Source organism: Mycobacterium sp. (assembly GCF_032159565.1).
GTDB lineage: Bacteria > Actinomycetota > Actinomycetes > Mycobacteriales > Mycobacteriaceae > Mycobacterium.
The window spans coordinates 103,833-127,548 of record NZ_JAVHWR010000130.1; the positions used below are offsets into that span (position 1 = coordinate 103,833).

24 protein-coding genes are annotated in these 23,716 nt (G+C 67.8%); 20 read left to right on the plus strand and 4 right to left on the minus strand.

All coding sequences use genetic code 11. The annotated features are described in order from the left end of the window. Nucleotide 1 precedes the first annotated feature (1 nt). From coaD to smc, 9 genes are all read left to right on the plus strand, one after another. Nucleotides 2-478, plus strand: coding sequence for a pantetheine-phosphate adenylyltransferase (gene coaD, locus QOC76_RS17095; protein ID WP_526358410.1), 477 nt, complete (start codon nt 2-4; stop codon nt 476-478). Nucleotides 479-565: 87 nt separating this feature from the next. Further along, the gene (locus QOC76_RS17100) at nt 566-1,132 is read left to right on the plus strand and encodes a hemerythrin domain-containing protein (protein WP_526358412.1); all 567 of its coding nucleotides are present in this window, start codon (nt 566-568) and stop codon (nt 1,130-1,132) included. A gap of 243 nt (nt 1,133-1,375) precedes the next feature. After that, the gene (sepIVA, locus tag QOC76_RS17105) at nt 1,376-2,113 is read left to right on the plus strand and encodes a cell division protein SepIVA (protein WP_526358414.1); all 738 of its coding nucleotides are present in this window, start codon (nt 1,376-1,378) and stop codon (nt 2,111-2,113) included. 40 nt (nt 2,114-2,153) lie between these two features. Then, on the plus strand, nt 2,154-2,708 hold the full coding sequence (locus QOC76_RS17110; protein ID WP_526358416.1) for a YceD family protein: 555 nt from the start codon (nt 2,154-2,156) through the stop codon (nt 2,706-2,708). Then, on the plus strand, nt 2,705-3,409 hold the full coding sequence (gene rnc / locus QOC76_RS17115) for a ribonuclease III (RefSeq protein ID WP_526358418.1): 705 nt from the start codon (nt 2,705-2,707) through the stop codon (nt 3,407-3,409). The genes QOC76_RS17110 and rnc overlap by 4 nt, the downstream gene beginning before the upstream one ends. After that, nucleotides 3,402-4,322 carry a bifunctional DNA-formamidopyrimidine glycosylase/DNA-(apurinic or apyrimidinic site) lyase gene (gene mutM / locus QOC76_RS17120; protein WP_526358420.1) on the plus strand — a complete coding sequence of 307 codons (921 nt, stop codon included), beginning with the start codon at nt 3,402-3,404 and terminating at the stop codon, nt 4,320-4,322. The genes rnc and mutM overlap by 8 nt, the downstream gene beginning before the upstream one ends. Nucleotides 4,323-4,600: 278 nt before the next feature. Then, on the plus strand, nt 4,601-5,017 hold the full coding sequence (locus QOC76_RS17125; RefSeq protein ID WP_526358422.1) for an OsmC family protein: 417 nt from the start codon (nt 4,601-4,603) through the stop codon (nt 5,015-5,017). Beyond that, nucleotides 5,001-5,285, plus strand: a complete 285-nt coding sequence (locus tag QOC76_RS17130; RefSeq protein ID WP_526358424.1) for an acylphosphatase — start codon at nt 5,001-5,003, stop codon at nt 5,283-5,285. Before QOC76_RS17125 ends, QOC76_RS17130 begins: the two co-directional genes overlap by 17 nt. 26 nt (nt 5,286-5,311) lie before the next feature. Beyond that, complete coding sequence (gene smc / locus QOC76_RS17135) at nt 5,312-8,896, plus strand: chromosome segregation protein SMC (RefSeq protein ID WP_526358426.1); 3,585 nt, start codon at nt 5,312-5,314, stop codon at nt 8,894-8,896. Nucleotides 8,897-8,969: 73 nt separating this feature from the next. Here the strand turns inward: smc and fni are convergent, their stop codons facing one another. After that, a complete protein-coding gene (fni, locus tag QOC76_RS17140) occupies nt 8,970-9,974 on the minus strand; it encodes a type 2 isopentenyl-diphosphate Delta-isomerase (protein WP_526358494.1) in 1,005 nt (334 codons plus the stop codon). Nucleotides 9,975-10,053: 79 nt separating this feature from the next. Between fni and ftsY the strand changes: the two genes are divergently transcribed. From ftsY to QOC76_RS17160, 4 genes are all read left to right on the plus strand, one after another. Next, entirely contained in the window at nt 10,054-11,403 is a 1,350-nt protein-coding gene (gene ftsY, locus QOC76_RS17145) for a signal recognition particle-docking protein FtsY (protein ID WP_526358428.1), read from the plus strand. A 174-nt stretch (nt 11,404-11,577) separates the two neighbouring features. After that, nucleotides 11,578-12,960, plus strand: coding sequence for an ammonium transporter (locus tag QOC76_RS17150; protein ID WP_526358430.1), 1,383 nt, complete (start codon nt 11,578-11,580; stop codon nt 12,958-12,960). Nucleotides 12,961-12,965: 5 nt separating this feature from the next. Beyond that, nucleotides 12,966-13,304 (plus strand): P-II family nitrogen regulator, encoded by a 339-nt coding sequence (locus QOC76_RS17155; protein WP_526358432.1) that lies wholly within the window; start codon nt 12,966-12,968, stop codon nt 13,302-13,304. A gap of 76 nt (nt 13,305-13,380) precedes the next feature. Beyond that, a complete protein-coding gene (locus tag QOC76_RS17160) occupies nt 13,381-15,855 on the plus strand; it encodes a [protein-PII] uridylyltransferase (RefSeq protein WP_526358434.1) in 2,475 nt (824 codons plus the stop codon). 43 nt (nt 15,856-15,898) lie between these two features. On the opposite strand, the gene QOC76_RS17165 is transcribed toward QOC76_RS17160, so the two are convergent. Further along, complete coding sequence (locus tag QOC76_RS17165) at nt 15,899-16,135, minus strand: hypothetical protein (RefSeq protein WP_526358436.1); 237 nt, start codon at nt 16,133-16,135, stop codon at nt 15,899-15,901. 296 nt (nt 16,136-16,431) lie between these two features. Here QOC76_RS17165 and ffh point away from each other — a divergent pair, with 296 nt between their 5' ends. The 3 genes from ffh to QOC76_RS17180 are packed head-to-tail and all read left to right on the plus strand — an operon-like array spanning nt 16,432 to nt 19,875. Continuing rightward, nucleotides 16,432-17,982 carry a signal recognition particle protein gene (gene ffh, locus QOC76_RS17170; RefSeq protein ID WP_526358438.1) on the plus strand — a complete coding sequence of 517 codons (1,551 nt, stop codon included), beginning with the start codon at nt 16,432-16,434 and terminating at the stop codon, nt 17,980-17,982. Continuing rightward, the gene (locus tag QOC76_RS17175; RefSeq protein WP_526358440.1) at nt 17,982-19,073 is read left to right on the plus strand and encodes a metal-dependent hydrolase family protein; all 1,092 of its coding nucleotides are present in this window, start codon (nt 17,982-17,984) and stop codon (nt 19,071-19,073) included. The genes ffh and QOC76_RS17175 overlap by 1 nt, the downstream gene beginning before the upstream one ends. Further along, nucleotides 19,057-19,875 carry a CDP-diacylglycerol pyrophosphatase gene (locus QOC76_RS17180; protein WP_526358442.1) on the plus strand — a complete coding sequence of 273 codons (819 nt, stop codon included), beginning with the start codon at nt 19,057-19,059 and terminating at the stop codon, nt 19,873-19,875. The genes QOC76_RS17175 and QOC76_RS17180 overlap by 17 nt, the downstream gene beginning before the upstream one ends. 4 nt (nt 19,876-19,879) lie before the next feature. Here QOC76_RS17180 and QOC76_RS17185 read toward each other — a convergent pair whose 3' ends face one another. Both QOC76_RS17185 and QOC76_RS17190 read right to left on the minus strand, forming a co-directional pair. Next, complete coding sequence (locus tag QOC76_RS17185; RefSeq protein ID WP_526358444.1) at nt 19,880-20,707, minus strand: D-alanyl-D-alanine carboxypeptidase family protein; 828 nt, start codon at nt 20,705-20,707, stop codon at nt 19,880-19,882. 91 nt (nt 20,708-20,798) lie between these two features. Next, nucleotides 20,799-21,680, minus strand: a complete 882-nt coding sequence (locus QOC76_RS17190) for a D-alanyl-D-alanine carboxypeptidase family protein (protein ID WP_526358446.1) — start codon at nt 21,678-21,680, stop codon at nt 20,799-20,801. Nucleotides 21,681-21,738: 58 nt separating this feature from the next. On the opposite strand from QOC76_RS17190, the gene QOC76_RS17195 reads away from it, so the two are divergent. From QOC76_RS17195 to rimM, 4 genes are all read left to right on the plus strand, one after another. Continuing rightward, nucleotides 21,739-22,161, plus strand: a complete 423-nt coding sequence (locus QOC76_RS17195) for a nuclear transport factor 2 family protein (RefSeq protein WP_526358448.1) — start codon at nt 21,739-21,741, stop codon at nt 22,159-22,161. A gap of 242 nt (nt 22,162-22,403) precedes the next feature. Next, complete coding sequence (rpsP, locus tag QOC76_RS17200; RefSeq protein ID WP_526358450.1) at nt 22,404-22,946, plus strand: 30S ribosomal protein S16; 543 nt, start codon at nt 22,404-22,406, stop codon at nt 22,944-22,946. Then, a complete protein-coding gene (locus QOC76_RS17205; protein WP_526358452.1) occupies nt 22,943-23,185 on the plus strand; it encodes an RNA-binding protein in 243 nt (80 codons plus the stop codon). Before rpsP ends, QOC76_RS17205 begins: the two co-directional genes overlap by 4 nt. A 7-nt stretch (nt 23,186-23,192) precedes the next feature. Continuing rightward, entirely contained in the window at nt 23,193-23,714 is a 522-nt protein-coding gene (gene rimM, locus QOC76_RS17210; protein ID WP_526358454.1) for a ribosome maturation factor RimM, read from the plus strand. Nucleotides 23,715-23,716 lie beyond the last annotated feature (2 nt).

A 23,716-nucleotide genomic window follows, 5' to 3' on the forward strand; every position in this document is an offset into this window, starting at 1 on the left:
CATGAGCGGCGCGGTATGCCCGGGATCCTTCGATCCGGTGACGCTTGGCCACATCGACATCTTCGAGCGCGCGGCAGCCCAGTTCGACGAAGTCGTGGTCGCCGTGCTGGTCAACCCGAACAAGAAGGGCATGTTCGACGTCGACGAACGCATCGCGATGATCGAGGAGTCGACGGAGCATCTGCAGAACCTTCGGGCGGAGGCCGGTCAGGGCCTGGTCGTCGACTTCGTGAAGGCCCGCAGGTTGACCGCGATCGTGAAGGGGCTGCGCACCGGCACCGACTTCGAATACGAGCTGCAGATGGCGCAGATGAACAAACACATCGCGGGGGTGGACACGTTCTTCGTCGCCACCACGCCGAAGTACTCGTTCGTATCGTCGTCGCTGGCCAAGGAGGTGGCATCGCTTGGCGGCAACGTCTCCGAGCTGCTGCCCGAGGCGGTCAACGTGCGGCTGCGCGACAAGCTCAAGGGTTAATCACCGGCCTCCTCGGGTAGCCGGTAGGTGGCGCGACAGCCATCGGCGCCCAAAACAAGCCAAGGACAATTCGGAGGTGTATTTCCTATGGTCGAGACATTCGTCCAGTCAACCGATGACGCAGTCAGATTCCTCACCGATCAGCACAACCTGATCAAGGATCTGTTCGAAGAAGTGTTGGCCGCATCCAGCGACGAGGGACGCGACAAGGCGTTCACTGACCTTCGCCAGCTGCTGGCGGTGCATGAGACCGCCGAGGAGATGGTGGTGCACCCGCGCGCGCGGAACGAACTCAGCGATGGCGACGCCGTCGTCGACGCCCGGCTCGCCGAAGAGCACGAGGCCAAAGAGCAGTTGTCGAAGCTCGAGAAAATGGACGTCGGCTCCAAAGAGTTCCTCACCGAACTCACCACGTTCCGCGAGGCCGTGATCGAGCACGCCGAACACGAGGAAACGGAGGAATTCAACAAATTGAAGCGGCAGCTCGACGCTGACGACTTGAGCCGGATGGCGAAAGCACTGCAAGCCGCCGAGGCCATTGCGCCGACCCGTCCGCACCCAGGTGTGGAGTCGGCGAAGATGAATTTCGCGGTGGGCCCATTCGCATCGATGCTCGATCGGGCTCGCGACCTGATAAAGCAGGCCGTTTCCTAGCGAATTCGTTGAGCAAGCAAAGACCGCCCAGGCGCTTAAAGTCCTCGGGCGGTCTTTGTCATTGCCCGATATGCCATTTGTGCGGCCATTGACATAATGTTGCCGATACGAAGTCAGCCGATAGTTGACCGGCCTGGGGTGGGGCAGCTGGATGCCGACCGGCGACACACCGGCGGCGCTAGCATAGTCACAGAGGTAACACCAGGCACACTGGTAACAACAACTACGCCTGGAGGGTGTGCCGTGTACCGAGTATTTGAAGCGCTTGATGAGTTGGGCGCGATCGTCGAAGAGGCCCGCGGCGTCCCGATGACGGCAGGTTGTGTCGTGCCCCGCGGCGATGTGCTCGAGTTGATCGACGACATCAAGGACGCGATCCCCGGCGAACTCGACGACGCGCAGGACGTGCTGGACGCGCGTGACCAACTGCTCAACGAGGCCAAGGACCATTCCGGTTCGATGGTGGCGACGGCCAACGCCGAGGCCGACTCGATGATCAACCACGCGCGTGCCGAGGCCGACCGGCTGCTGGCCGACGCCAAGTCACAGGCCGACCGGATGGTCGCCGAGGCCCGCCAGCACAGCGAGCGGATGGTCGGTGAGGCCCGTGAGGAAGCCGCCCGCGTCAGCGCGACGGCCAAGCGCGAATACGAGGCGAGCGCGGGCCGGGCGAAGGCCGAGGCGGACCGCCTGATCGAGAGCGGCAACCTCTCCTACGAGAAGGCCGTCCAGGAGGGCATCAAGGAGCAGCAACGCCTGGTGTCGCAGACCGAAACCGTCCAGGCGGCAAACGCCGAGGCCGCCCGTCTGATCGACACGGCCCATGCCGAGGCCGACCGGCTGCGCGGCGAATGCGACATCTACGTCGACAGCAAGCTCGCAGAGTTCGAGGAGTTCCTCAACGGAACGATCCGCTCGGTGGGCCGCGGGCGCCACCAGTTGCGCACCGCCGCAGGCACCCACGACTACGTGACCCGTTAGCCGCGCTCACCGGTCGAGGGCGTCGCCGTACCATCGAGGTATGGCGACGCAACGTAGATCCCGCTCGCCGCTCGTCATCAACATCGCTCGGCTCGGCCGGCGGCCGGGGTCGATGATGACCGTCCAGGAAACGGTGCCCAGCCCGATGCGCATCGGGGTCGAGTTGGTGGCGATCGATGAAGGCGCGCCCCTCGAACTGGACCTGCGGATCCAGTCGGTATCCGAAGGTGCCCTCGTCACCGGAACGATGTCGGCGCCGACCACCGGCGAGTGCGCCCGCTGCCTGACACCGATCACCGGACACGTCGAAATCGACCTCACCGAGCTATTCGCCTATCCCGACAGCACCACGGAGGCGACCACGGAGGCCGACGAGGTCGGCCACGTCGTCGACAATTCCGTCGATCTCGAGCAGCCGATCGTCGATGCGGTCGGACTGGCGTTGCCGTTCTCGCCGCTGTGCGGGCCGGATTGCCAAGGGCTGTGCCCTGACTGCGGCATCCCGATGTCGACGGCAGAGCCCGGGCATCGTCACGAGACGATCGATCCGCGCTGGGCGAAGCTCGGGTCGATGCTGGAGAACGATGACAAGTGACGGGTGAGCGCGCCGCACTTGTCGAGGCCCTCGGAGTCGAGCTGCCCGACGAGCTGCTCACGATGGCGCTGACACACCGCAGCTACTCCTACGAGAACGGCGGGCTGCCGACCAACGAGCGGCTGGAGTTTCTCGGCGACGCGGTTCTCGGCCTGACCATCACCGACGAGCTCTACCACCGGCATCCCGATTCCTCGGAGGGCGATCTCGCCAAGCTGCGCGCGAGTATCGTCAACACCCAGGCGCTGGCCGATGTCGGCCGCACGCTGTCCGACGGCGGACTGGGCGCCCACCTGTTACTGGGCAAGGGCGAGGAGAACTCCGGCGGCGCGGGCAAGGCGAGCATTTTGGCCGACGGAGTCGAATCGCTGCTGGGCGCAATCTATCTCGAGCATGGCCTGTCAGTCGCACGCGAGGTGATCCTGCGGTTGTTCAGCTCCTTGATAGAGACGGCGCCGACGCTTGGCGCGGGTCTGGACTGGAAGAGCAGCCTGCAGGAGCTGACCGCGGCACGCGGCATGGGTGCGCCGTCCTATGCGGTGACGGCCACCGGACCCGACCACGACAAGGAGTTCACCGCGACGGTCGTCGTGATGAACATCGAGTACGGCAGGGGAGTCGGCCGCACCAAGAAGGAAGCGGAGTTGAAGGCCGCCGCGGCCGCGTGGACGTCACTTTCCGCCTCGAACGTCGATGCCTGAACTTCCCGAGGTAGAGGTCGTACGGCGGGGACTGGAAGCACATGTGGCGGGCAAGACGATCACCGCCGTGCGCGTGCACCATCTCCGCGCTGTGCGTCGGCACGAGGCCGGACCCGCGGATCTGACTGCGCGGCTGTTGAATTCGCACATTACCGGAACGGGTCGGCGCGGCAAGTATCTGTGGTTGACGCTCGGCGAAGCCGACGAGCCTCTTGGGCGAGGAGCAGACGAAACCGACGAGCCTCTTGGGCGAGGAGCAGACGAAACCGCGTTGGTCGTACATCTGGGCATGAGCGGGCAGATGCTGCTGGGACCGGTGCCCAACGAGGGGCACCTGCGGATCGCGGCGCTGCTCGACGACGGGACGACGCTGAGCTTCGTCGACCAGCGGACGTTCGGCGGATGGATGCTGACCGACATGGTCACCGTCGACGGGACGGACGTGCCGGTGCCGGTCGCCCATATCGCGCGCGATCCGCTGGATCCGAAGTTCAATCGCGATGGCGTCGTTACGGTGTTGCGGCGCAAGCATTCCGAGATCAAGCGGCAACTGCTGGATCAGACCGTGGTGTCGGGTATCGGCAACATCTACGCCGACGAGGCGCTGTGGCGCGTCAAGATCAACGGCAATCGGCCGGCGTCGTCGCTGACCCGCAAGCAGCTCGGTGAGCTGCTGGACGCCGCTGCGGAGGTGATGACCGACGCGCTTGGCCAGGGCGGTACGTCGTTCGACTCGTTGTATGTCAACGTCAACGGCGAGTCGGGCTACTTCGAGCGGTCGCTGGACGCCTACGGCCGCGAAGGCGAGCCGTGCAGGCGCTGCGGCGCGGTGATGCGGCGGGAGAAGTTCATGAACCGCTCGTCGTTCTATTGCCCCAAATGCCAGCCTCGTCCGCGAGTCCGCCGCAGCTGAATTCCCCGCGAGCTTTGCGGGTGACCCCGGGTTCGCCCCGCGAGCGGGCGTGTCTGTCCACAACACGCCGCGCACTTTCGGCATTTCGTGCACGCTCGTGACGACTCATGCGGCCCGTTGAGGATGCGATGGCAATTGGCGATGGCCGTCGCGCACTGTCGATCCGTAGCCAGCGTGCGCAGAATGCCGACAAATCGCGGCGTGTCGGGCTCAGACACGCACGGTCGCGGGGTTGGTCGGCCGGAATACCGGCTCGGGACCCGTTGTACAAATAAGCCATGACGGAACTGTGGGTCGAACGCACCGGCGTGCGCCGCTACACCGGGCGCAGCACGCGGGGCGCCGAGGTGCTTGTCGGCAACGAGGACGTCGAGGGTGTGTTCACCCCCGGCGAGCTGCTGAAGATCGCGCTCGCCGCGTGCAGCGGCATGGCCAGCGACGCCCCGCTGCAGCGCCGGCTGGGCGAGGACTACAAGGCGACGATCAAGGTGTCCGGCGCCGCCGACCGCGAGCAGGAGCGCTACCCGCTCCTTGAAGAGCGGATGGAACTCGACCTGTCCGCGCTGCCGGAAGACGAGGTGGCGAGGGTACTCACCGTCGTGCAAAGGGCGATCGACCAGGTGTGCACGGTGGGCCGCACCCTGAAATCCGGGACTGAAGTGACGTTTGAGGTTAGTGATGCAGGAGTTAGCTGACGTTCGACTGACGGCCTGGGTCCACGGCTCCGTGCAGGGGGTCGGATTCCGGTGGTGGACCCGGTCGCGGGCCATGGAACTGGGGCTTACCGGGTTCGCGTCCAACCGGCCCGACGGGCGGGTCCAGGTCGTCGCCCAGGGCCCCCGCGAGAGCTGCCAGCGCCTGCTTGACCTGCTGGAAGGCGGCAAGACACCGGGTCGCGTCCAGAAAGTGGTCGCCGATTGGTCAGAAGTCGGCGACGCGATCACGGGCTTCACCGAGCGATAGCCCTCGCGGCTGTAGTGTGGCCCATCGTGCACCTCAAGAGTCTGACGCTGAAGGGCTTCAAGTCCTTTGCTTCGCCGACGACTCTTCGCTTCGAACCGGGCATCACCTGTGTCGTCGGACCCAACGGTTCTGGCAAGTCGAACGTGGTCGACGCGCTCACATGGGTAATGGGCGAGCAGGGCGCCAAGACACTGCGCGGCGGCAAGATGGAAGACGTCATCTTTGCAGGCACGTCGTCGCGACCGCCGCTGGGCCGCGCCGAGGTCACCGTCACGATCGACAATTCCGACAGTTCGCTGCCGATCGAGTACTCCGAGGTGTCGATCACCCGGCGGATGTTCCGCGACGGCGGCAGCGAGTACGAAATCAACGGCAGCAGTTGCCGTTTGATGGATGTGCAGGAACTGCTGAGCGACTCGGGCATCGGCCGCGAGATGCACGTCATCGTCGGCCAGGGCAAGCTCTCGGAGATCCTCGAGTCCCGTCCGGAGGACCGGCGCTCATTCATCGAAGAGGCCGCGGGTGTGCTCAAGCACCGCAAGCGCAAAGAGAAAGCGGTCCGCAAGCTCGACTCGATGTCGGCCAACCTGGCCCGGCTGACGGATCTCACCACCGAATTGCGCCGCCAGCTCAAGCCGCTCGGCAGGCAGGCTGAGATGGCGCGCCGCGCCCAGACCATCCAGGCCGACCTGCGCGACGCCCGGCTGCGGCTGGCCGCCGACGACCTCGTCGCCCGCAAAGGTGAATTCGACGACACGAACCAGGCCGAGACATCGCTGCGCCGCGAGCACGACGAGATGACCACCCGCCTTGAGACCGCCACCGTCGAACTCGACGCCCACGAATCGGCGGTCGCGGGCCTGAGTGAGCGCGCCGAGGCCGCCCAGCAGAGCTGGTTCCGGTTGTCCGCCCTCGCCGAACGGGTCAGCGCGACCGTCCGCATCGCCAGCGAGCGCGCCCAGCACCTCGACACCGAGCCGGAGACATCCAGCGGGGCCGATCCGGAGGCGCTGGAGGCCGAGGCCGACGAGGTCGCCGCACACGAGCAGCAGCTGCTCGGCGCGCTGGCCGAATCCCGTGAGCGGCTGACCGAGGCCCGCGAGGAGCTGACCGAACGCGAGCGCGTCGCCGCCGACGCCGAACGCGCACATGTGGCCGCCGTGCGTGCCGAAGCTGACCGCCGCGAAGGGCTGGCCCGTCTGGCCGGCCAGGTCGACACCATGCGCACCCGTGTCGAGTCGATCGACGAGACCGTCGCGCGCCTGACCGAGAACATCGAGGAGGCAGGCGCCCGCGCGCAGCAGTCCCGGGCCGAGTTCGAGACGGTGCAGGGCCGCGTCCGCGAGCTCGACGCAGGCGAGGTGGGTCTCGATGAGCACCACGACCGCACCGTCACCGCGCTGCGACTCGCCGACGAACGGGTCGCAGAACTTCAGTCCGGTGAGCGGAGCGCCGAGCGCCATGTGGCGTCGCTGCGCGCCCGCATCGATGCACTTGCGGTCGGGCTCGACCGCAAGGACGGTGCGGCGTGGCTGCAGCGAAACCATTCCGGCGCAGGGCTTTTCGGCTCAGTGGCGAATCTGGTCAGGGTGCGTCCCGGCTACGAGGCGGCGGTCGCGGCGGTGCTGGGTGCGGCCGCCGACGCCGTCGCCGCCGAGAGCTTCGGCGCCGCGCGTTCGGCCGTAGCGGCGCTCAAGGCGTCCGACGGCGGCCGCGCGGCGATCGTGCTCGGCGACTGGCCCGTCGAGGTGCCTGCACCGGCCGGGCCGCCACCCGATGGCGCACTCTGGGCGACCGATCTGGTGGACATGCCGTCGCGGCTGCGCGGTGCCCTCACGGCGATGCTGTCCGGCGTCGCGGTGGTGGGCGACCTGTCTGCGGCATTGGACCTCGTCGCGGCGCGCCCGCAACTGCGTGCCGTCACCGCCGACGGCGATCTCGTCGGCGCCGGCTGGGTCAGCGGCGGATCGGACCGCAAGCCCAGCACCCTCGAGATCACCTCCGAGGTGGAGAAGGCCCGCTCCGAGCTGGCCGGTGCGGAGAAGCGGACCAGCGAGCTGAGCGCGGCGCTGGCCGGTGCGCTCGCCGAGCAGAAGGCCCGCCAGGACGCCGCCGAGCAGGCGCTCGCCGCGCTCAACGAGTCCGACGCCGCGATCTCTGCCATCTACGAACAGCTCGGCAGGCTCGGCCAGGACGCCCGCACGGCCGACGAGGAGTGGCAGCGGCTGATCCGGCGGCGCGACGAGCTGGAGACCGGTCGGGTGCAGACGGTCGAGGAGCTCACGGCGCTCGAGCAGCGGCTGCACAACGCCGAGCAGGCGCCGCTCTTCGATGCCGCACCCGCAGAACGCCAGCAGACGGTCGCAGCGGCCGAGGCCGCCCGGGCCGCCGAGGTGGAGGCCCGCCTTGCCGTCCGCACGGCCGAAGAGCGGGCGAATGCTGTTCGCGGACGGACGGATTCACTGCGCCGCGCGGCGGCGGCCGAAAGGGAGGCCAGGCTGCGGGCGCAGCGGGCGCGAGAGGCTCGCGAACACGCCGCGGCCGTCGCGGCGGCGGTCGCCGAGTCCGGCCGCGGCCTCGCGCAGGCACTGCACTCAACGGTGGGGGTGGCGTCCCGTCGTCGCGACGCGCTGGCCGACGAACGTCATCAACGCATCGACGCATTGGCGAAGGTGCGCGAGCAGGTCACCGAGTTCACGAGGAAGATCGCCGCGGTAACCGAGGCGCTGCACCGCGACGAGGTCGCCAAAGCCCAAGCGGCACTGCGGATCGAGCAACTCGAACAGCAGGTGCTCGACCAGTTCGGGATGGCCACCGCCGATCTGATCGCCGAGTACGGGCCGGAGGTGCCGCTGCCGCCGTCCGAGCTCGAGATTGCCGAGTACGAGCAGGCCCGCGAACGGGGCGAGCAGGTCACCGCGCCCGCCCCGATGCCGTTCGACCGGCCGACGCAGGAACGCAGGGCGAAGAAGGCCGAACGCGAACTCAACGAGCTCGGTCGCGTCAACCCGTTGGCGCTCGAGGAGTTCGCCGCGCTCGAGGAGCGCTACAACTTCCTGTCCACCCAGCTGGAGGACGTCAAGGGGGCCCGCAAGGATCTGCTCGACGTCATCACCGACGTCGACACCCGCATCCTGCAGGTCTTCACGGAGGCGTTCGTAGATGTGGAACGCGAGTTCCAGCAGGTGTTTTCGACGTTGTTCCCCGGCGGCGAGGGCAGGCTGCTGCTCACCGATCCCAACGACATGCTGACCACCGGCATCGAGGTGGAAGCACGCCCTCCGGGCAAGAAGATCAAGCGGCTGTCGCTGCTGTCCGGCGGCGAGAAGGCACTGACCGCGGTCGCGATGCTGGTGGCGATCTTCCGGGCGCGGCCGTCACCGTTCTACGTCATGGACGAGGTGGAAGCGGCCCTCGACGATGTCAACCTGCGCAGGCTGATCGGACTGTTCGAGCAGCTGCGGGAACGGTCGCAGCTGATCGTCATCACCCACCAGAAGCCGACGATGGAGGTCGCCGACGCGCTGTACGGCGTGACGATGCGCGACGACGGCATCACCGCGGTGATCTCACAGCGCATGCGCGGCCAGGAGCTGGTCACCGCGGGCTGACGCGCTTCGCCGATATCGACGTTTTGGCGCGAACTACTCGCACTATTGCGCCCAAACGTGAGTTTCGGCGTCGTCAGGGTGCGGGTGTGACGCCGCGGCGGCGTAGCGCCGCCAGGTCGGCCGCGCCGCAACCGTGCAGACAGATCTGCAGCTCGGCGATGAAGTTCGCCAGCCAATCCACCACGGCCGCAGTCGATTCGATCGCGGGCCCGAGCAGCGGACGTGCCACCGCGACGACGTCGGCTCCCATTGCAAGGGCCTTGGCGGCGTCCATGCCGGTGCGGATGCCGCCGGAGGCGACCAGCGACACGCCGGGCAGCGTCTGGCGCACCTCCTGCAGCGCCTGGGCGGTCGGGATGCCCCACTCGGCCAACTCGGGATGGCGGATCTCGCCATAGCGGACGTACTGCTCGACACGCGCCCACGAGGTGCCACCGGCCCCCGCGACGTCGACCGCCGCGATCGGGCAGTCCACCAGTTCCGCGGCGGCGGCCGCCCCGATGCCGTGGCCGACCTCTTTGAGCATCACCGGATAACTGATGGAGCGAGCGACGTCGCGAAGCCGCTCGACAGAGCCGGAGAAGTCGGTGTCGCCCTCGTGCTGCATGGCCTCCTGCAGTGGATTTGTATGTACCGCAAGCGCATTGGCGCCGACACGGTCGAGTGCTTCGACGAGGTCGGGCACCAGCTCGTCGGACAGCTGGGCCAGGCCGATGTTCCCGATCAGCAACGCGTCTGGCGCCACGTCGCGGACCGTGAAGCTCGCCGACGCGACATCGTCGCCGAGCATGATGCGCTGCGAGCCGAGCATCATGCCGACGCCGAGCTTCTCGGCGGCGGCGGCCAGGTTGCGGTTGATGACACCGGAGAGTTCGGCGCCGCCCGTCATCGCCCCGATCAGCACCGGCGCCTCCAACCGCACGCCGAGGAATTCGGTGTGCAGGTCGATCGCACCCAGATTCGTCCGGGTCAATGCGTTGTAGGGCAGTGCGACGCGCTCGAGGCGGGTCGTCACCGTCTGGTAGTCCACTGCTTCGGTCAGGCACACGTCGATGTGCTTGGCCTTACGCGACTCCATGCCGTTGATCGTTTCGCTCCTCACGTCCGCATCACCGGGGTGCATCGTCACCGATTACCCATGTTGGGACAATGACACCGTGTCCGAAGGTCTGTGGATCGCAATCGCGGTCATCGCCGTTCTGCTCGTCGCTGCTGTCGTGGTGTTCGGCCTCCTCCGATCACGCCGCGGCAAGATCAGGCTCGACTCGTCCACCAGCACAGACACTGCCACACCGGTCGACCGGTCCGGCGGGTATACGGCCTCTTCAGGCATCACGTTCACACAATCGTCAGCGCCTGCCACGGCCCCGCCGCCCGCCGAGGCGCCACCGGAGCGCCTTGACACCAGTGGTCTGCCCGCCGTCGGCGACGACGCCACCATCCCGCGTGATGCGCCCAAACGCCCCATCGCGGACGTGCGACTGCCCGAACCGCCCGCCCCGCCCGCTGAGCCGCCCGCCGCGGAGGTGGACGCAGAAGCGCCTGCCGCGCCTGTCGAGCCTGTCGCACCAGATATCGACGCCATCGCACCGACTGACGGCCGCCTGGAGCGGCTACGCGGGCGGCTGGCCAAATCGCAGAACGCGCTGGGCCGCAGCATGCTCGGCCTGCTCGGCGGCGGCGACCTCGACGAGGACTCCTGGGAGGCAGTCGAGGACACGCTGCTGATCGCGGATCTGGGGCCGGTCGTCACCGAGTCGGTCGTGGCCGCCCTGCGTGAGCGGCTCGCCAGCGGCCGGGTCCGTACCGAATCGGATGCCCGCGCGGTGCTGCGCGAGGTGCTGGTCTCCGAACTGCACCCGCAGCTCGACCGCTCGGTCAGGGCGCTGCCGCACGACGACCATCCGTCGGTGCTGCTGGTCGTCGGGGTGAACGGCACCGGCAAGACCACTACGGTCGGCAAGCTGGCCCGCGTGCTGGTCGCCGACGGGCGCAGGGTGGTGCTCGGCGCCGCGGACACCTTCCGCGCGGCCGCGGCCGACCAGCTGCAGGCCTGGGCATCGCGGGTGGGCGCGCAGGTGGTGCGCGGCGCCGAGGGTGCCGACCCCGCGTCGGTGGCGTTCGACGCCGTCGACACGGGCATCGACGTCGGCGCCGACGTGGTCCTGATCGACACCGCGGGGCGGTTGCACACCAAGACAGGGCTGATGGACGAACTCGGCAAGGTCAAGCGCGTGGTGAGCAGGCGCGCGGCGGTCGACGAGGTGCTGCTGGTGCTCGACGCCACGATCGGGCAGAACGGGCTCGCGCAGGCGCGCGTGTTCGCTGACGTCGTCGACATCACCGGGGTGGTGCTGACCAAACTCGACGGCACAGCAAAGGGCGGAATCGTGTTCCGCGTGCAACAGGAATTGGGTGTCCCGGTCAAACTCGTCGGCCTGGGCGAAGGCCCCGACGATCTCGCCCCGTTCGAGCCCGGCGCGTTCGTCGACGCACTCCTCGGTTAACGAAAGCACGTCAAAAACGCGCGATGTAACACCGGCGAAACGTAACCGGCGTATCCGTTCACACGAGCGAAACGCCAAGGCGTCTTAGACGAAACAACCACTCAGCATTGTCTTGGCCAGGTCATCGGTCGTGAAACCTTTGCGGCCCAGCCTTGTCGAAGGAGGAAACTGCGAGTGGACGGATTCCCGTTAATGGGTATCCCCGACACCGGGGATACAGCATGGATGCTGACGAGTTCAGCCCTCGTGCTGCTGATGACGCCAGGCCTGGCGTTCTTCTATGGCGGCATGGTGCGCGCCAAGGGCGTGCTCAACATGTTGATGATGAGCATCAGCGCTATGGGCGTGGTGACCGTCCTGTGGGTGCTGTACGGCTACTCGCTGTCGTTCGGAAATGACGTCGCCAACCTGTTCGGTAACCCGACGCAGTACTGGGGTCTGAAGGGTCTGATCGGCGGCAATGCCGCCGCTGCGGTCGTTGCTGATCCCTCGGCAGGAGTCGAGGCGGCCGCCGCCGTCAACATCCCGCTCGCCGGGACGATCCCGCAGCTCGTCTTCGTCATGTTCCAGTTGATGTTCGCGATCATCACCGTCGCGCTGGTCTCCGGTGCTGTCGCCGATCGCCTCAAGTTCGGCTCGTGGCTGGTCTTCGCGGGCTTGTGGGCGACGTTCGTGTATTTCCCGATCGCACACTGGGTTTTCGCCTTCGACGGGTTCACGGGCGAGACGGGCGGCTGGATCGCCAACAAGCTCAAGGCAATCGACTTCGCCGGCGGCACCGCGGTCCACATCAACTCCGGTGCCGCGGGTCTGGCGCTGTGTCTCGTGCTCGGTCGGCGCAAGGGGTGGCCCACCACTCCGATGCGGCCGCACAACCTGCCGTTCGTGATGCTGGGTGCCGGTCTCCTGTGGTTCGGCTGGTACGGGTTCAACGCGGGTTCGGCCTTGAGCTCGAACGGAACCGCGGCGTCGACGTTCGTGACCACGACAGTGGCCACCGCGACCGCCATGCTCGCCTGGCTTCTCGTCGAGAAAATCCGCGACGGTCGTCCCACTTCGCTGGGTGCGGCCTCGGGCATCGTGGCCGGCCTCGTGGCGATCACGCCGTCCTGTTCGTCTGTCAACGTCCTCGGCGCACTTGTGGTCGGTGCCCTCGGCGGGGCGATTTGTGCGCTGGCCGTCGGGCTGAAGTTCAAGTTCGGCTTCGATGACGCGCTTGACGTCGTCGGCGTGCACATGGTCGGTGGTCTCACGGGCACCTTGCTGATCGGTTTTCTGGCGGCGCCAGAGGCACCCGCTGCCGTGAAGGGCTTGTTCTACGGAGGCGGATTCGACCAGCTCTGGCGTCAGGCCGTGGGGGCGTTCGCGGTTCTCGCGTACTCGTTCATCGTTACGACTATCTTGGCGTACATCCTGAAATTCACGATTGGCCTGCGCCTTAGCGAAGAAGAAGAAGTGGACGGCATCGACGAGTCCGAACATGCCGAAACCGGATATGACCTTGCGGCTGTCGGTGGCGGCAGTACGGTCCTCGGTCGCGGTCTCTCGGAGGAATGAGGAACATGAAGCTGATTACTGCGATCGTCAAGCCGTTCACGCTCGAAGACGTCAAGACCGGACTCGAGCAGACCGGAATTCTCGGAATGACCGTCAGCGAGGTGCAGGGCTACGGACGCCAGAAGGGCCACACCGAGGTGTACCGCGGCGCGGAGTACTCCGTTGACTTCGTGCCCAAGGTGCGCATCGAGGTGCTTATCGACGACTCCGCCGTCGACAAGGTGGTGGACGTGATCGTGCAGGCCGCGCGCACCGGCAAGATCGGCGACGGCAAGGTGTGGGTGAGCCCGGTCGACACCGTGGTCCGGGTCCGCACCGGCGAGCGGGGGTCCGACGCCCTGTAGCCAGTCAAGTGAGGCGTCGTCTCCCGGCCTTGAACTGTGAGCGTTAAATGGTAAGCGGCCGGGGGAGGACACCGAAATGACAGAGCAGAAACCACATTCCGCCGCCGGCGCCTCCGCATCGGGGGTTCCGGCGGCGGTCTCGCCGAAGGCCGCCACCGACCTCAAAGCCGCGTGCGAGAAGCTGCTGTCGGGCTCGCACCACCTGGATGCCGCGGCGCTGCGCGACGCTTTGCTCGATCTGCACGAGTTCTGGCTGTCGACGAAGGCGGCCCAAATCGGGATCACCGACACCAGCGGCTTCGCCATCGTCGCGACCGGAGGCCTCGGTCGGCGGGAACTGTTGCCGTACTCCGATCTCGACCTGATGCTGTTGCACGACAACGTGGGTAAGAAGCGCGTCAGCGAGGTCGCCGAGGGTCTGTGGTACCCGTTGTGGGACGCCAATATTCGGCTCGACCACAGCGTCAGAACCGTTGCCGAGGCAATGAAGGTTGCGGCACAGGACATCTCGGCCGGGCTGGCGATGTTGGAGGTGCGTCATATCGCGGGTGACTCCGACCTTTCGTCGCTACTGGTGGGTGGAGCACGGCGGCAGTGGCGCACCGGAATCGCCTCGCGCTTCGACGACCTCGTCGAGCACACCAAGCAGCGGTGGCAACGCAGCGGCCAGATCGCCCACCGTGCCGAACCTGACCTGAAGACAGGCCGCGGCGGTCTGCGCGACGTGCAGCTGCTGAACGCGCTTGCGATCGCCCAGCTCGCCGACGTGTACCCGAGCCGATCGCTGGCCTCACCGACCGGCACCCTCGGAGAGGCGCACCTGGCCCTGCTCAACGTTCGCACCGAGTTGCACCGCGTATCGGGCCGCGGCCGGGAACTCGTGCTGGCCCAGCACGCCGACGAGATCGGCGCGGCACTGCGGATCGGCGACCGCTTCGATCTGGCTCGCACCCTGTCCGACGCCGCCCGCACGATCAGCTTCTACGTCGACGCCGGGTTGCGCACCGCTGCCAACGCCTTGCCGCGCCGCGGTTTCGCCGCGCTCCGGCGGCCGGTGCGCCGACCGCTGGACGAAGGTGTCATCGAATTCGGCGGCGAGGTCATCCTGGCCCGTGACGCGCGTCCCGAGCGCGATCCCGGCCTCATCCTGCGGGTGGCTTCGGCGTCGGCGGCCACCGGTCTGCCGATGGCGGCATCCACGTTGGCCCGGCTCGGCGAAACCGCCCCCGAACTGCGCACCCCATGGCCGGCGCAGGCACTCAAGGACCTGCTGGTGATGCTGGCCGCCGGACCCGCCGCGGTGGCCACCATCGAGGCGCTCGACCGAACCGGCCTGTGGGGCAGGCTGTTCCCGGAGTGGGGCGCCGTGCGCGACCTGCCGCCGCGCGACGTCGTGCACATCTGGACCGTGGACCGGCATCTCGTCGAAACGGTCTCGCGTGCAAGCGCTTTCACGACTCGCGTCTCGCGGCCCGATCTTCTGTTGCTCGGTGCGCTCTGCCACGACATCGGCAAGGGCCGGGGTGGAGACCACAGCGTCATCGGGGCCGAACTCGCCATCCAGATCGGCACCCGGCTCGGGCTGTGGCCGTCGGACATCGAACTGCTCTCCAAGGTGGTGCGGCATCACCTGCTCCTGCCGCACACGGCGACTCGCCGCGACCTGCAGGACGCGAAGACCATCGAAGCGGTCGTCGACGCGCTGGAAGGCGATACGGTCCTGCTCGAGTTGCTGCACGTGCTGGCCGAGGCCGACTCGCTGGCCACCGGTCCCGGTGTGTGGGGGGACTGGAAGGCATCGCTGATCGGCGACCTGGTGCGGCGCTGCCGGTTGGTGATGGCCGGCGAAGAGCTGCCGCGTCCCGATCCCATTGATCCGCACTACCTTTCGCTGGCGGCGACGGTGGGCGTGCACGTCGAGATGACGCCGGGGGACAGCCCGCACATTTACCACCTGACGATGATCGCGCCGGATCGGCGCGGGCTGCTGTCGAAGGCCGCCGGTGTGCTGGCCCTGAACTCGCTTCGGGTGCATTCGGCATCGGTCAACGGCCACGAGGGCGCGGCGATCAACACCTTCGTCGTCTCACCGCATTTCGGCACTCCGCCCGCGGCCGAACTGCTGCGCCAGCAGCTCATCGTCGCCCTGGATGGCGAACTCGACGTACTGGCGTCATTGGACCGGCGTGACCGCGACGCCGCGCAGCACGGCACGACGCGGGCGGGTGAGGTGCTCGCCGCCGTGCCCATCGCCCACGCCGCCGCGCCGCCGCGAATCCTGTGGACCGACGGTGCGGCGCCCGGCGAACTGGTGGTGCAGATCCGGTCCACCGACCGCACCGGTCTGCTGGCGCGGCTGACCGCCGTGTTCGAACGCGACGGCGTCGACATCGCATGGGCGAAAGTCACCACGCTGGGTTCATCGGTCGTCGACCTGTTCGGCATCACGGCCGAGGGCGATGCCGCCGCCGTTCGCGACGAGCTGGAACAGGACCTGTACACGGTGCTGCCTGCCCCGCCGCCGGCGAAACCGGTGTCGGAAGCCAGCTGAAGCGTCGGTAATGAGCGGCCCGCACACTCGACTTGCGAGGAACTCAGGGCAGTTCGCCGTGCGCGGCGTCGCTGACGATATCTCCAGGGCTTCGGAACCCCAGGCCGTCTCGCAAGAAATGCGGCACGTTCGTGTACCCCAGATCCTTTGCGATCTCGCGAACCGAAGCGAGGTCCTGGCCTATTGGACGGCCGCCGTTGCGCCCCGGCACACCGCCTGCGCCCCCGCCCGGGTCGTCTGGCTGGTCGGCCCATGAGACCCCGGCCAATGGGGCAGACACGGCCGCGACCAAGGCCGAGGACTGCGAGCAGTTTCTTGAGCATGGCGCTTCTCCTCCCGATCGATGCGAACACAACGGTTCGCCACATCGATCCTCGCGACCTGCCGACGCTTGGCACTCGGTACTCAGCCACTGCAATTGTGCTGGTCACCCCCTGACTACTGCGGTGCTCGTGTCGTCGAAGGGCCGGCGATTGGGACGTGACCGTCTGCCACGCCACGTTGCGTTCATGTGCCCGTATCGCCGGTCAGCGGCTCGCTGCTGCCCGATGACCGAGTCCCGCTAGGCTGGCTCTCGTGTTTGAATCCCTGTCCGACCGGTTGACCGGTGTCCTCTCCGGGCTGCGCGGCAAGGGGCGGTTGACCGACGCCGACATCGACGCCACCACCCGCGAGATCCGGCTGGCGCTGCTGGAGGCCGACGTCTCGCTGCCCGTGGTGCGCGAGTTCGTCGCCCGCATCAAGGAGCGCTCACGGGGCGCCGAGGTGTCCGCCGCGCTGAACCCGGCCCAACAGGTCGTCAAGATCGTCAACGAGGAGCTTGTCGGCATCCTCGGCGGCCAGACCCGCCAGCTGGCGTTCGCCAAGACGCCGCCGACCGTGGTGATGCTCGCGGGCCTGCAGGGCTCCGGTAAGACCACATTGGCCGGAAAGATCGCGAAATGGCTTCGCGGGCAAGGCCATACGCCGCTACTGGTCGCGTGCGATCTGCAGCGTCCCGGCGCGGTGAACCAGCTGCAGATCGTCGGTGGCCAGGCGGGTGTCGAGGTCTTCGCGCCGCACCCAGGCGCGTCGGCCGCAGGAGCCGCCGACGCGGGCCCCGGTGATCCGGTCAAGGTGGCCTCGGACGGCCTCGCCGAGGCTCGGGCCAGGCACTTCGACGTGGTCATCGTCGACACCGCAGGCCGGCTCGGCATCGACGACGAGCTGATGGCGCAGGCCGCCTCGATCCGCGAGGCCGTCGACCCCGACGAGGTGCTGTTCGTCGTCGACGCGATGATCGGCCAGGACGCGGTCACCACCGCCGAGGCGTTCCGCGAGGGCGTCGGCTTCACCGGTGTCGTGCTGACCAAGCTGGACGGCGACGCCCGTGGCGGTGCCGCGTTGTCGGTGCGCGAGGTCACCGGCGTGCCGATCCTGTTCGCCTCCGCAGGCGAGAAGCTCGACGACTTCGACGTCTTCCACCCCGACCGGATGGCCGGCCGCATCCTCGGCATGGGTGACGTGCTGACCCTCATCGAGCAGGCCGAGCAGGTCTTCGACGCGCAGCAGGCCGAGGCGGCCGCCGCCAAGATCGGCTCGGGCGAACTGACGCTCGAGGACTTCCTCGAACAGATGCTGGCGATCCGCAAGATGGGGCCGATCGGCAATCTGCTCGGCATGCTGCCCGGTGCGGGGCAGATGAAGGACGCGCTGGCCGCCGTCGACGACAGCCAGCTCGACAGGGTGCAGGCCATCATCCGCGGCATGACGCCGCAGGAACGCGAGGACCCGAAGATCATCAACGCGTCCCGACGGCTGCGCATCGCCAACGGTTCCGGTGTGACGGTCTCGGAGGTCAATCAGCTCGTCGACCGGTTCTTCGAGGCCCGCAAGATGATGTCGCAGATGGCAGGCCAGATGGGAATGCCGTTCGGGCGCAAGGGTTCTTCGCGCAAGAGTGCGAAGAGCAAGAAGAAGGGCAAGAAGGGCGGACGGGGTCCGACGCCGCCGAAGGTGAGGAGCCCGTTCGGCGCAGGCGTGCCTGAGGGCTTCCCCGACCTGTCCAACATGCCGAAGGGTCTCGACGAGTTGCCGCCGGGGCTGGCCGACATCGACCTGTCGAAGCTGAAGTTTCCCAAGAACTGATGCCATCCCCCCGCCTTCACATACGCGGTCGTGGGTTGCCCGGTGAAGAGCCGGTCCAGTGGTGGGTCGTCGACGGCGTACTGAGCGCCGAACCTGTCGCCGATGCGCAGACCGTCTTCGGTGCCGATGGGGCCGACGGATGGATCGTGCCGGGTCTCGTCGACGCGCACTGTCACGTCGGCCTCGGCCCGCACGGCGCGATCGACAACCTCGACGAGTGCATCGAGCAGGCCGAGACCGAACGCGGGGTCGGCGCGCTGCTGCTGCGCGACTGCGGGTCGCCGATAGACACCCGCCCCCTCGACGCCCACGACGACCTGCCCCGCATCATCCGGCACGGTCGCCATCTTGCGCGGCCGAAGCGATACCAGCGCGGCTTCGCGATCGAGTTGGAGGACGAGTCGCAATTGCCCGACGCGGTCATCGAGCAGGCGCGTTGGGGCGACGGCTGGGTCAAGCTCGTCGGCGACTGGATCGACCGTGAGGCCGGCGATCTGGCACCGCTGTGGTCCGACGATGTGCTCAAGGCGGCGATGGAGGCGGCGCACGCCGAGGGCGCCCGCGTCACCGCCCATGTCTTCAGCGAGGAGGCGCTGCCGGGCCTGATCAAGGCGGGCATCGACTGCATCGAGCACGGCACGGGCCTGACGGACGACACCGTCGCGCTGATGGTCGAACACGGCACGGCCTTGGTGCCCACGCTGATCAACCTCGAGAATTTCCCCGGCATCGCCGACGGCGCCGCGAAGTATCCGGTCTATGCCGGCCACATGCGGGACCTCTACGAGCGGAGCCTGCCACGCTTCGCCGCCGCGCACGACGCGGGAGTGCCGATCTTCGCGGGCACCGACGCAGGCAGCATGGTCGCGCACGGCCGCATCGGCGACGAGGTCGACGCATTGAAGCGGATCGGGATGACACCGACCGAGGCGCTCGGGGCGGCGAGCTGGACTGCCCGCGGCTGGCTGGGCAGGCCGTCGCTCGAGCATGGCGCGCCCGCGGATCTGGTGTGCTACGCCGAAGACCCGCGGACCGGCGCGGCCGTCATCAACCGCCCGGACGTGGTCGTGTTGCGTGGCCGGGTCTTCTGAGGCACGGCGCAGGCGCGTCGTCGGCTCGCTTCTAGCCGTGCTGACGGTGGCGGCCTGTACGCCGCAGGCTGCCGCCGACCCGAATGCACTGTGGGACATCGTGAATGGCCAGTGCATACCCGATCAGCAGAGCCACGGTGATCCCGCCCCGTGTGCGCTGGTCGACCGACCGCGCGGCTACGCGGTGCTCAAGGACCTCGTCGGCGCAACGCAGTTCCTGCTGATCCCCACCGAGCACGTCGACGGAATCGAGAGCCCGCAGATCCTCGCTCCGGATGCACCGAACTACCTTGCCGACGCGTGGCGCGCCAGGTCCTTCGTCGAACAGCGGGCCGGACGCGCGTTGCCGCGCGACTGGCTCAGCCTGGCGATCAACTCCGCAGCGGAGCGGTCACAGAACCAGTTGCACGTTCACATCGACTGCGTGCGTGCCGACGTGCGCCAGGCGCTGACCGCTCACGCCGACGGCGTCGGTCCGACATGGGCGCCTTTCCCCGTGCCGCTGGACGGTCAGCGGTATCGGGCGATGGCGATGGGAGATGCGGACTTCAGCGAGCAGAACCCGTTTCGGCGGCTGGCCGACAGCTTGCCCGCCGGTGACGACATGGGCGCCCAGACATTGGTGGTCGTCGGCACGACCGGCGACGACGGACGGGAAGGCGTCGTCCTGCTCGCGGGACGTGCCGGAGCCGCTCGGCCGGCGACATCAAGCATCGACCCCGCCAATGCCGGCGGCGGCCACGGTGAGGCTTTGCAGGACCATGACGCGTGCCCGCCGCCCGCCGAGGTGATGGGCAAGTAGGCCGCTAAGGCTGCGCGAAACCCCAGTCGAACAGCCCGATGGCCTGACCGTACAGATCGCCCTGGCCAAACATCTCCACCACGACCAGCCGGCGGTTGCCCCGCTGGGCGGCGGCGACGAAGGTGTGGCGGGCGAGGTTCGTGAAGCCGGTTTTGCCCGCGATGGCGCCGGGATAGCGGGTCAGCAGCTCGTTCTGGGCGGTGATGGTCTTACCGGGAAACTGCGCCGACCGCTCCTGGAAGATCTGGGCGATCAGCGGATAGGCAAGCGCCGCACGGTAAATCACCGCGAGGTCGTAGGGAGTGGTGATCGACTCCCAGCCCGGTCCGTCGAGCCCGGACGGCGACGAGGCTTTCGTGCTCCGAGCGCCCAGCATTGCGGCTTTGCGGTTCATCGCCGCGACCGTGGCGGGCGCTCCGCCGAGCATGTCGGCCAGCATGTTCGCCGCGTCGTTGCCCGACACCATCAGCAGCGCCTCCAGCAGCTGGCGGGTGGTGTAGGCCTGACCCGGTTCCAGTCCGACGCAGGAACATTCGACTTCGGTGTGGGACTGGTTGGCGCGCGCGAAGTTGTCGGGCCGCAGATTGTCGAGTACCACCATGGCGAGCAGCGGCTTGATCGTGCTGGCGGGCGCGTGCTGCCCGTTCGGATCGTGCGATGCCAGAATGCGCCCGGAGTCGAGGTCGGCCACCAGCCACGCCTGCGCGGGACCGTCGGGCAGTGCGACCGCGCCGGGCGGCGCGACACCGGGCTCAGCGGATGCGGTCGGTGCGGCCACCGCGGAGCTCGCCAACGCGAGCGCGGTCGTCAACGCAGCCAACATCTTTCGCACGGAGGCTGAGCGTATCCTGTGCGAACACTGCTTCTAGCCGCGCGAAGGTCTCGGATCCATTGCGGATGAACAACTTTTGATGATTAAGCCTCTACAGCGAGGCGACGCTCATTTGGCGGTCCTGGCCGAAGCCCCAGTCGAACAGGCCCATCGCCTGGTCCCAGTAGGTCGGGCCGCCCTCCCTGATCAGCCCGTACATCATGGCGATCACCAGGCGTCGGCCGCCGCGGTCGGCGGCCGCGACGAACGTTTTCTTGGCGGCGTCGGTGAACCCGGTCTTGCCGCCGAGGGTGCCCGGATAACGGTGCAGCAGTTCGTCGTCGTTGACGATCGGCTTGTCGCCGGCCTTCGTCGGGAACGTCGCGGCGGGCTGCGCGATGATCTGTGCGAACACCGGATTGGCCATCGCGGTACGGAAGATCACCGCCAGATCGTGCGGAGTGGTGGCGCCGGAACCGCCTGGCCCGTCCAGTCCGGACGGCGTCGACGCGTGAGTGCCCAGCGCGCCGATGGCCGCGGCCTTGGCGTTCATCTTGGCCACCGCGGTGTCGTAGCCGCCGATCATGTCGGCCAGCGCGTTGGCGGTGTCGTTGCCCGACATCAGCAGTATCGCGTCGAGAAGCTGGCGTGCGCTGTAGGTGCGGCCCGGCTCGATGCCCGCGCAGCTGCACTCGACGTGGGTGTCGGCCTCGGTGCCGACGACCGTCGCGTCCAGGTCGGTCACCTCGTCGAGCACGGTGAGCACCAGCAGGGTCTTGATCGTGCTCGCGGGTGGGTGGGGGATATTCGCCTCACGCTCGGCCAGCACCTGGCCGGTGTCCATGTCCGCGACGATCCATGCGGGCGCGGGCCCGTCGGGGGGTGCGGCCACATTGCCGACAGGTGCGATGTTCGGCTCCGCCCCGGCCAACGGCACGACGGACAGGAAAACCAGGCTCAGGCACGCGCCGACGACGGTGAAAAACCTCCCCATGGAACGAGCAGCCTAACCCTCATAGCTGAAGGACAGACCTCCGGTGTTCAATCGACGCATGCTGAGCGCCGAAGAGATGTCTGACCGCCTCGAACTGCAGGATCTGCTGATCAGCTACTCCGAGGCCATCGACCGCCGCGAGTTCGACGAGTTGGACGACATCTTCACCGCGGACGCCTACATCGACTACCGCGACACCGGCGGCATCGACGGCCAGTACCCGCAGATCAAGGCGTGGCTGGCCGAGACCCTGCCGACGTACTTCGAGCGAAACGCCCACATGCTGGGCCTGCCTGCCATCAGGCTCGCCGGCGACACCGCCACCGCCCGCACCTTCTGTTTCAACCCGATGGTGCTCAAGGGCGAAAAACCCAAGGTCATGCAGGTCGGCGTCTGGTACGACGACGAATTCGTCCGCACCGCCGACGGCTGGCGGCTGTTCCGCCGTGTCGAGGTCAAGCTCTACGACAAGATCCTGTGAGCCGCCCTGGGCGCTAGTCAACACGTACCTGCACCCGCTGACCGGGCGCGATTTCTCCCGGTAGCTGCTGTTCTGGCACAATGGGCGGCTGTCTGCCGCAGGACCCGTCCTGTGCGATCCGCCTCCGGCTCCTCGCTGGGCGCTCCTGCGTCGGTCACACACGTAAGGCAAAACCGGATCCGGGCATCCCGCCCGCGATCGCCGAATTGCAGCGTGGCACTCACAGGAGAATTCGCTCAACCATGGCTGTCAAAATCAAGCTCACCCGGCTTGGCAAGATCCGCAATCCCCAGTACCGCATCGCCGTCGCCGACGCGCGCACCCGCCGCGACGGCAGGTCCATCGAGGTCATCGGCCGGTACCACCCGAAGGAAGACCCGAGCCTGATCGAGATCAACTCGGATCGCGCTCAGTACTGGCTCGGCGTTGGCGCCCAGCCCACCGAACCGGTGCTGGCCCTGCTGAAGATCACCGGCGACTGGCAGAAGTTCAAGGGTCTGCCCGGCGCGGAGGGCACGCTGAAGGTCAAGGAACCCAAGCCCAGCAAGCTCGATCTGTTCAACGCAGCGCTCGCCGAGGCCGACGGCGGCCCCAGCGCCGAGGCCACCACGGCGAAGAAGAAGAAGGCGCCTGCCAAAAAGGCCGCCAAGGGCGACACGGCGACGGCCGAAGCGGATGCCGCCGCAATCGAGGCCCATGCCGCGCCCGTCAGGGACGAGTCGGAGCCGGCTGCAGAAGGCCCTGACGCCACTCCCGCCGCCGCCGAGCAGGCCGACGAATCGTGAGCTCGGTCGTCGTCGACGCGGTCGAGCACCTGGTCCGCGGCATCGTGGACAACCCGGACGACGTGCGCGTCGACATGGTGACGTCGCGCCGCGGCCGCACCGTCGAGGTGCACGTGAACCCCGAGGACCTCGGCAAGGTCATCGGCAGGGGCGGCCGTACCGCGACCGCGCTGCGGACTCTGGTCGCAGGCATCGGCGGTCGGGGCATCCGCGTCGACGTGGTGGACACCGACCAGTAGCGGTCGCATGGACCTGGTGGTCGGGCGGGTCGTCAAGGCGCACGGTGTATCCGGCGAAGTCGTCGTCGAGGTTCGCACCGATGACCCGGACACGCGTTTCGCGCCCGGCGCGCAATTGCGGGCACAACCCCGTGGCGGCGGCCCGCAGCGCATGTATATCGTCGACTCCGCGCGCGAGCACAGTGGCCGCATGCTGGTACGGCTTGCGGGTGTCGCTGACCGGACTGCGGCGGAAGCGTTGCGCGGCAGCGTATTTCTCGTCGACACAGAAGACCTGCCGCCGATCGACGATCCCGACGAGTTCTACGACCATCAGCTCGAGGGACTCCGGGTCGTGACGACCGACGGGCAGCTGGTCGGCACCGTCAAAGAAGTGCTGCACACCGCGGCGGGCGAGCTGCTGTCGGTGACCGCGGAGACCGGTGCGGAAGTGCTGGTGCCCTTCGTCGGCGCGATCGTCACCGAGGTGTCGCTGCAGAGCCAGACCATCGAGATCGACCCGCCTCAGGGTCTTCTGGAGCTGGACTGACC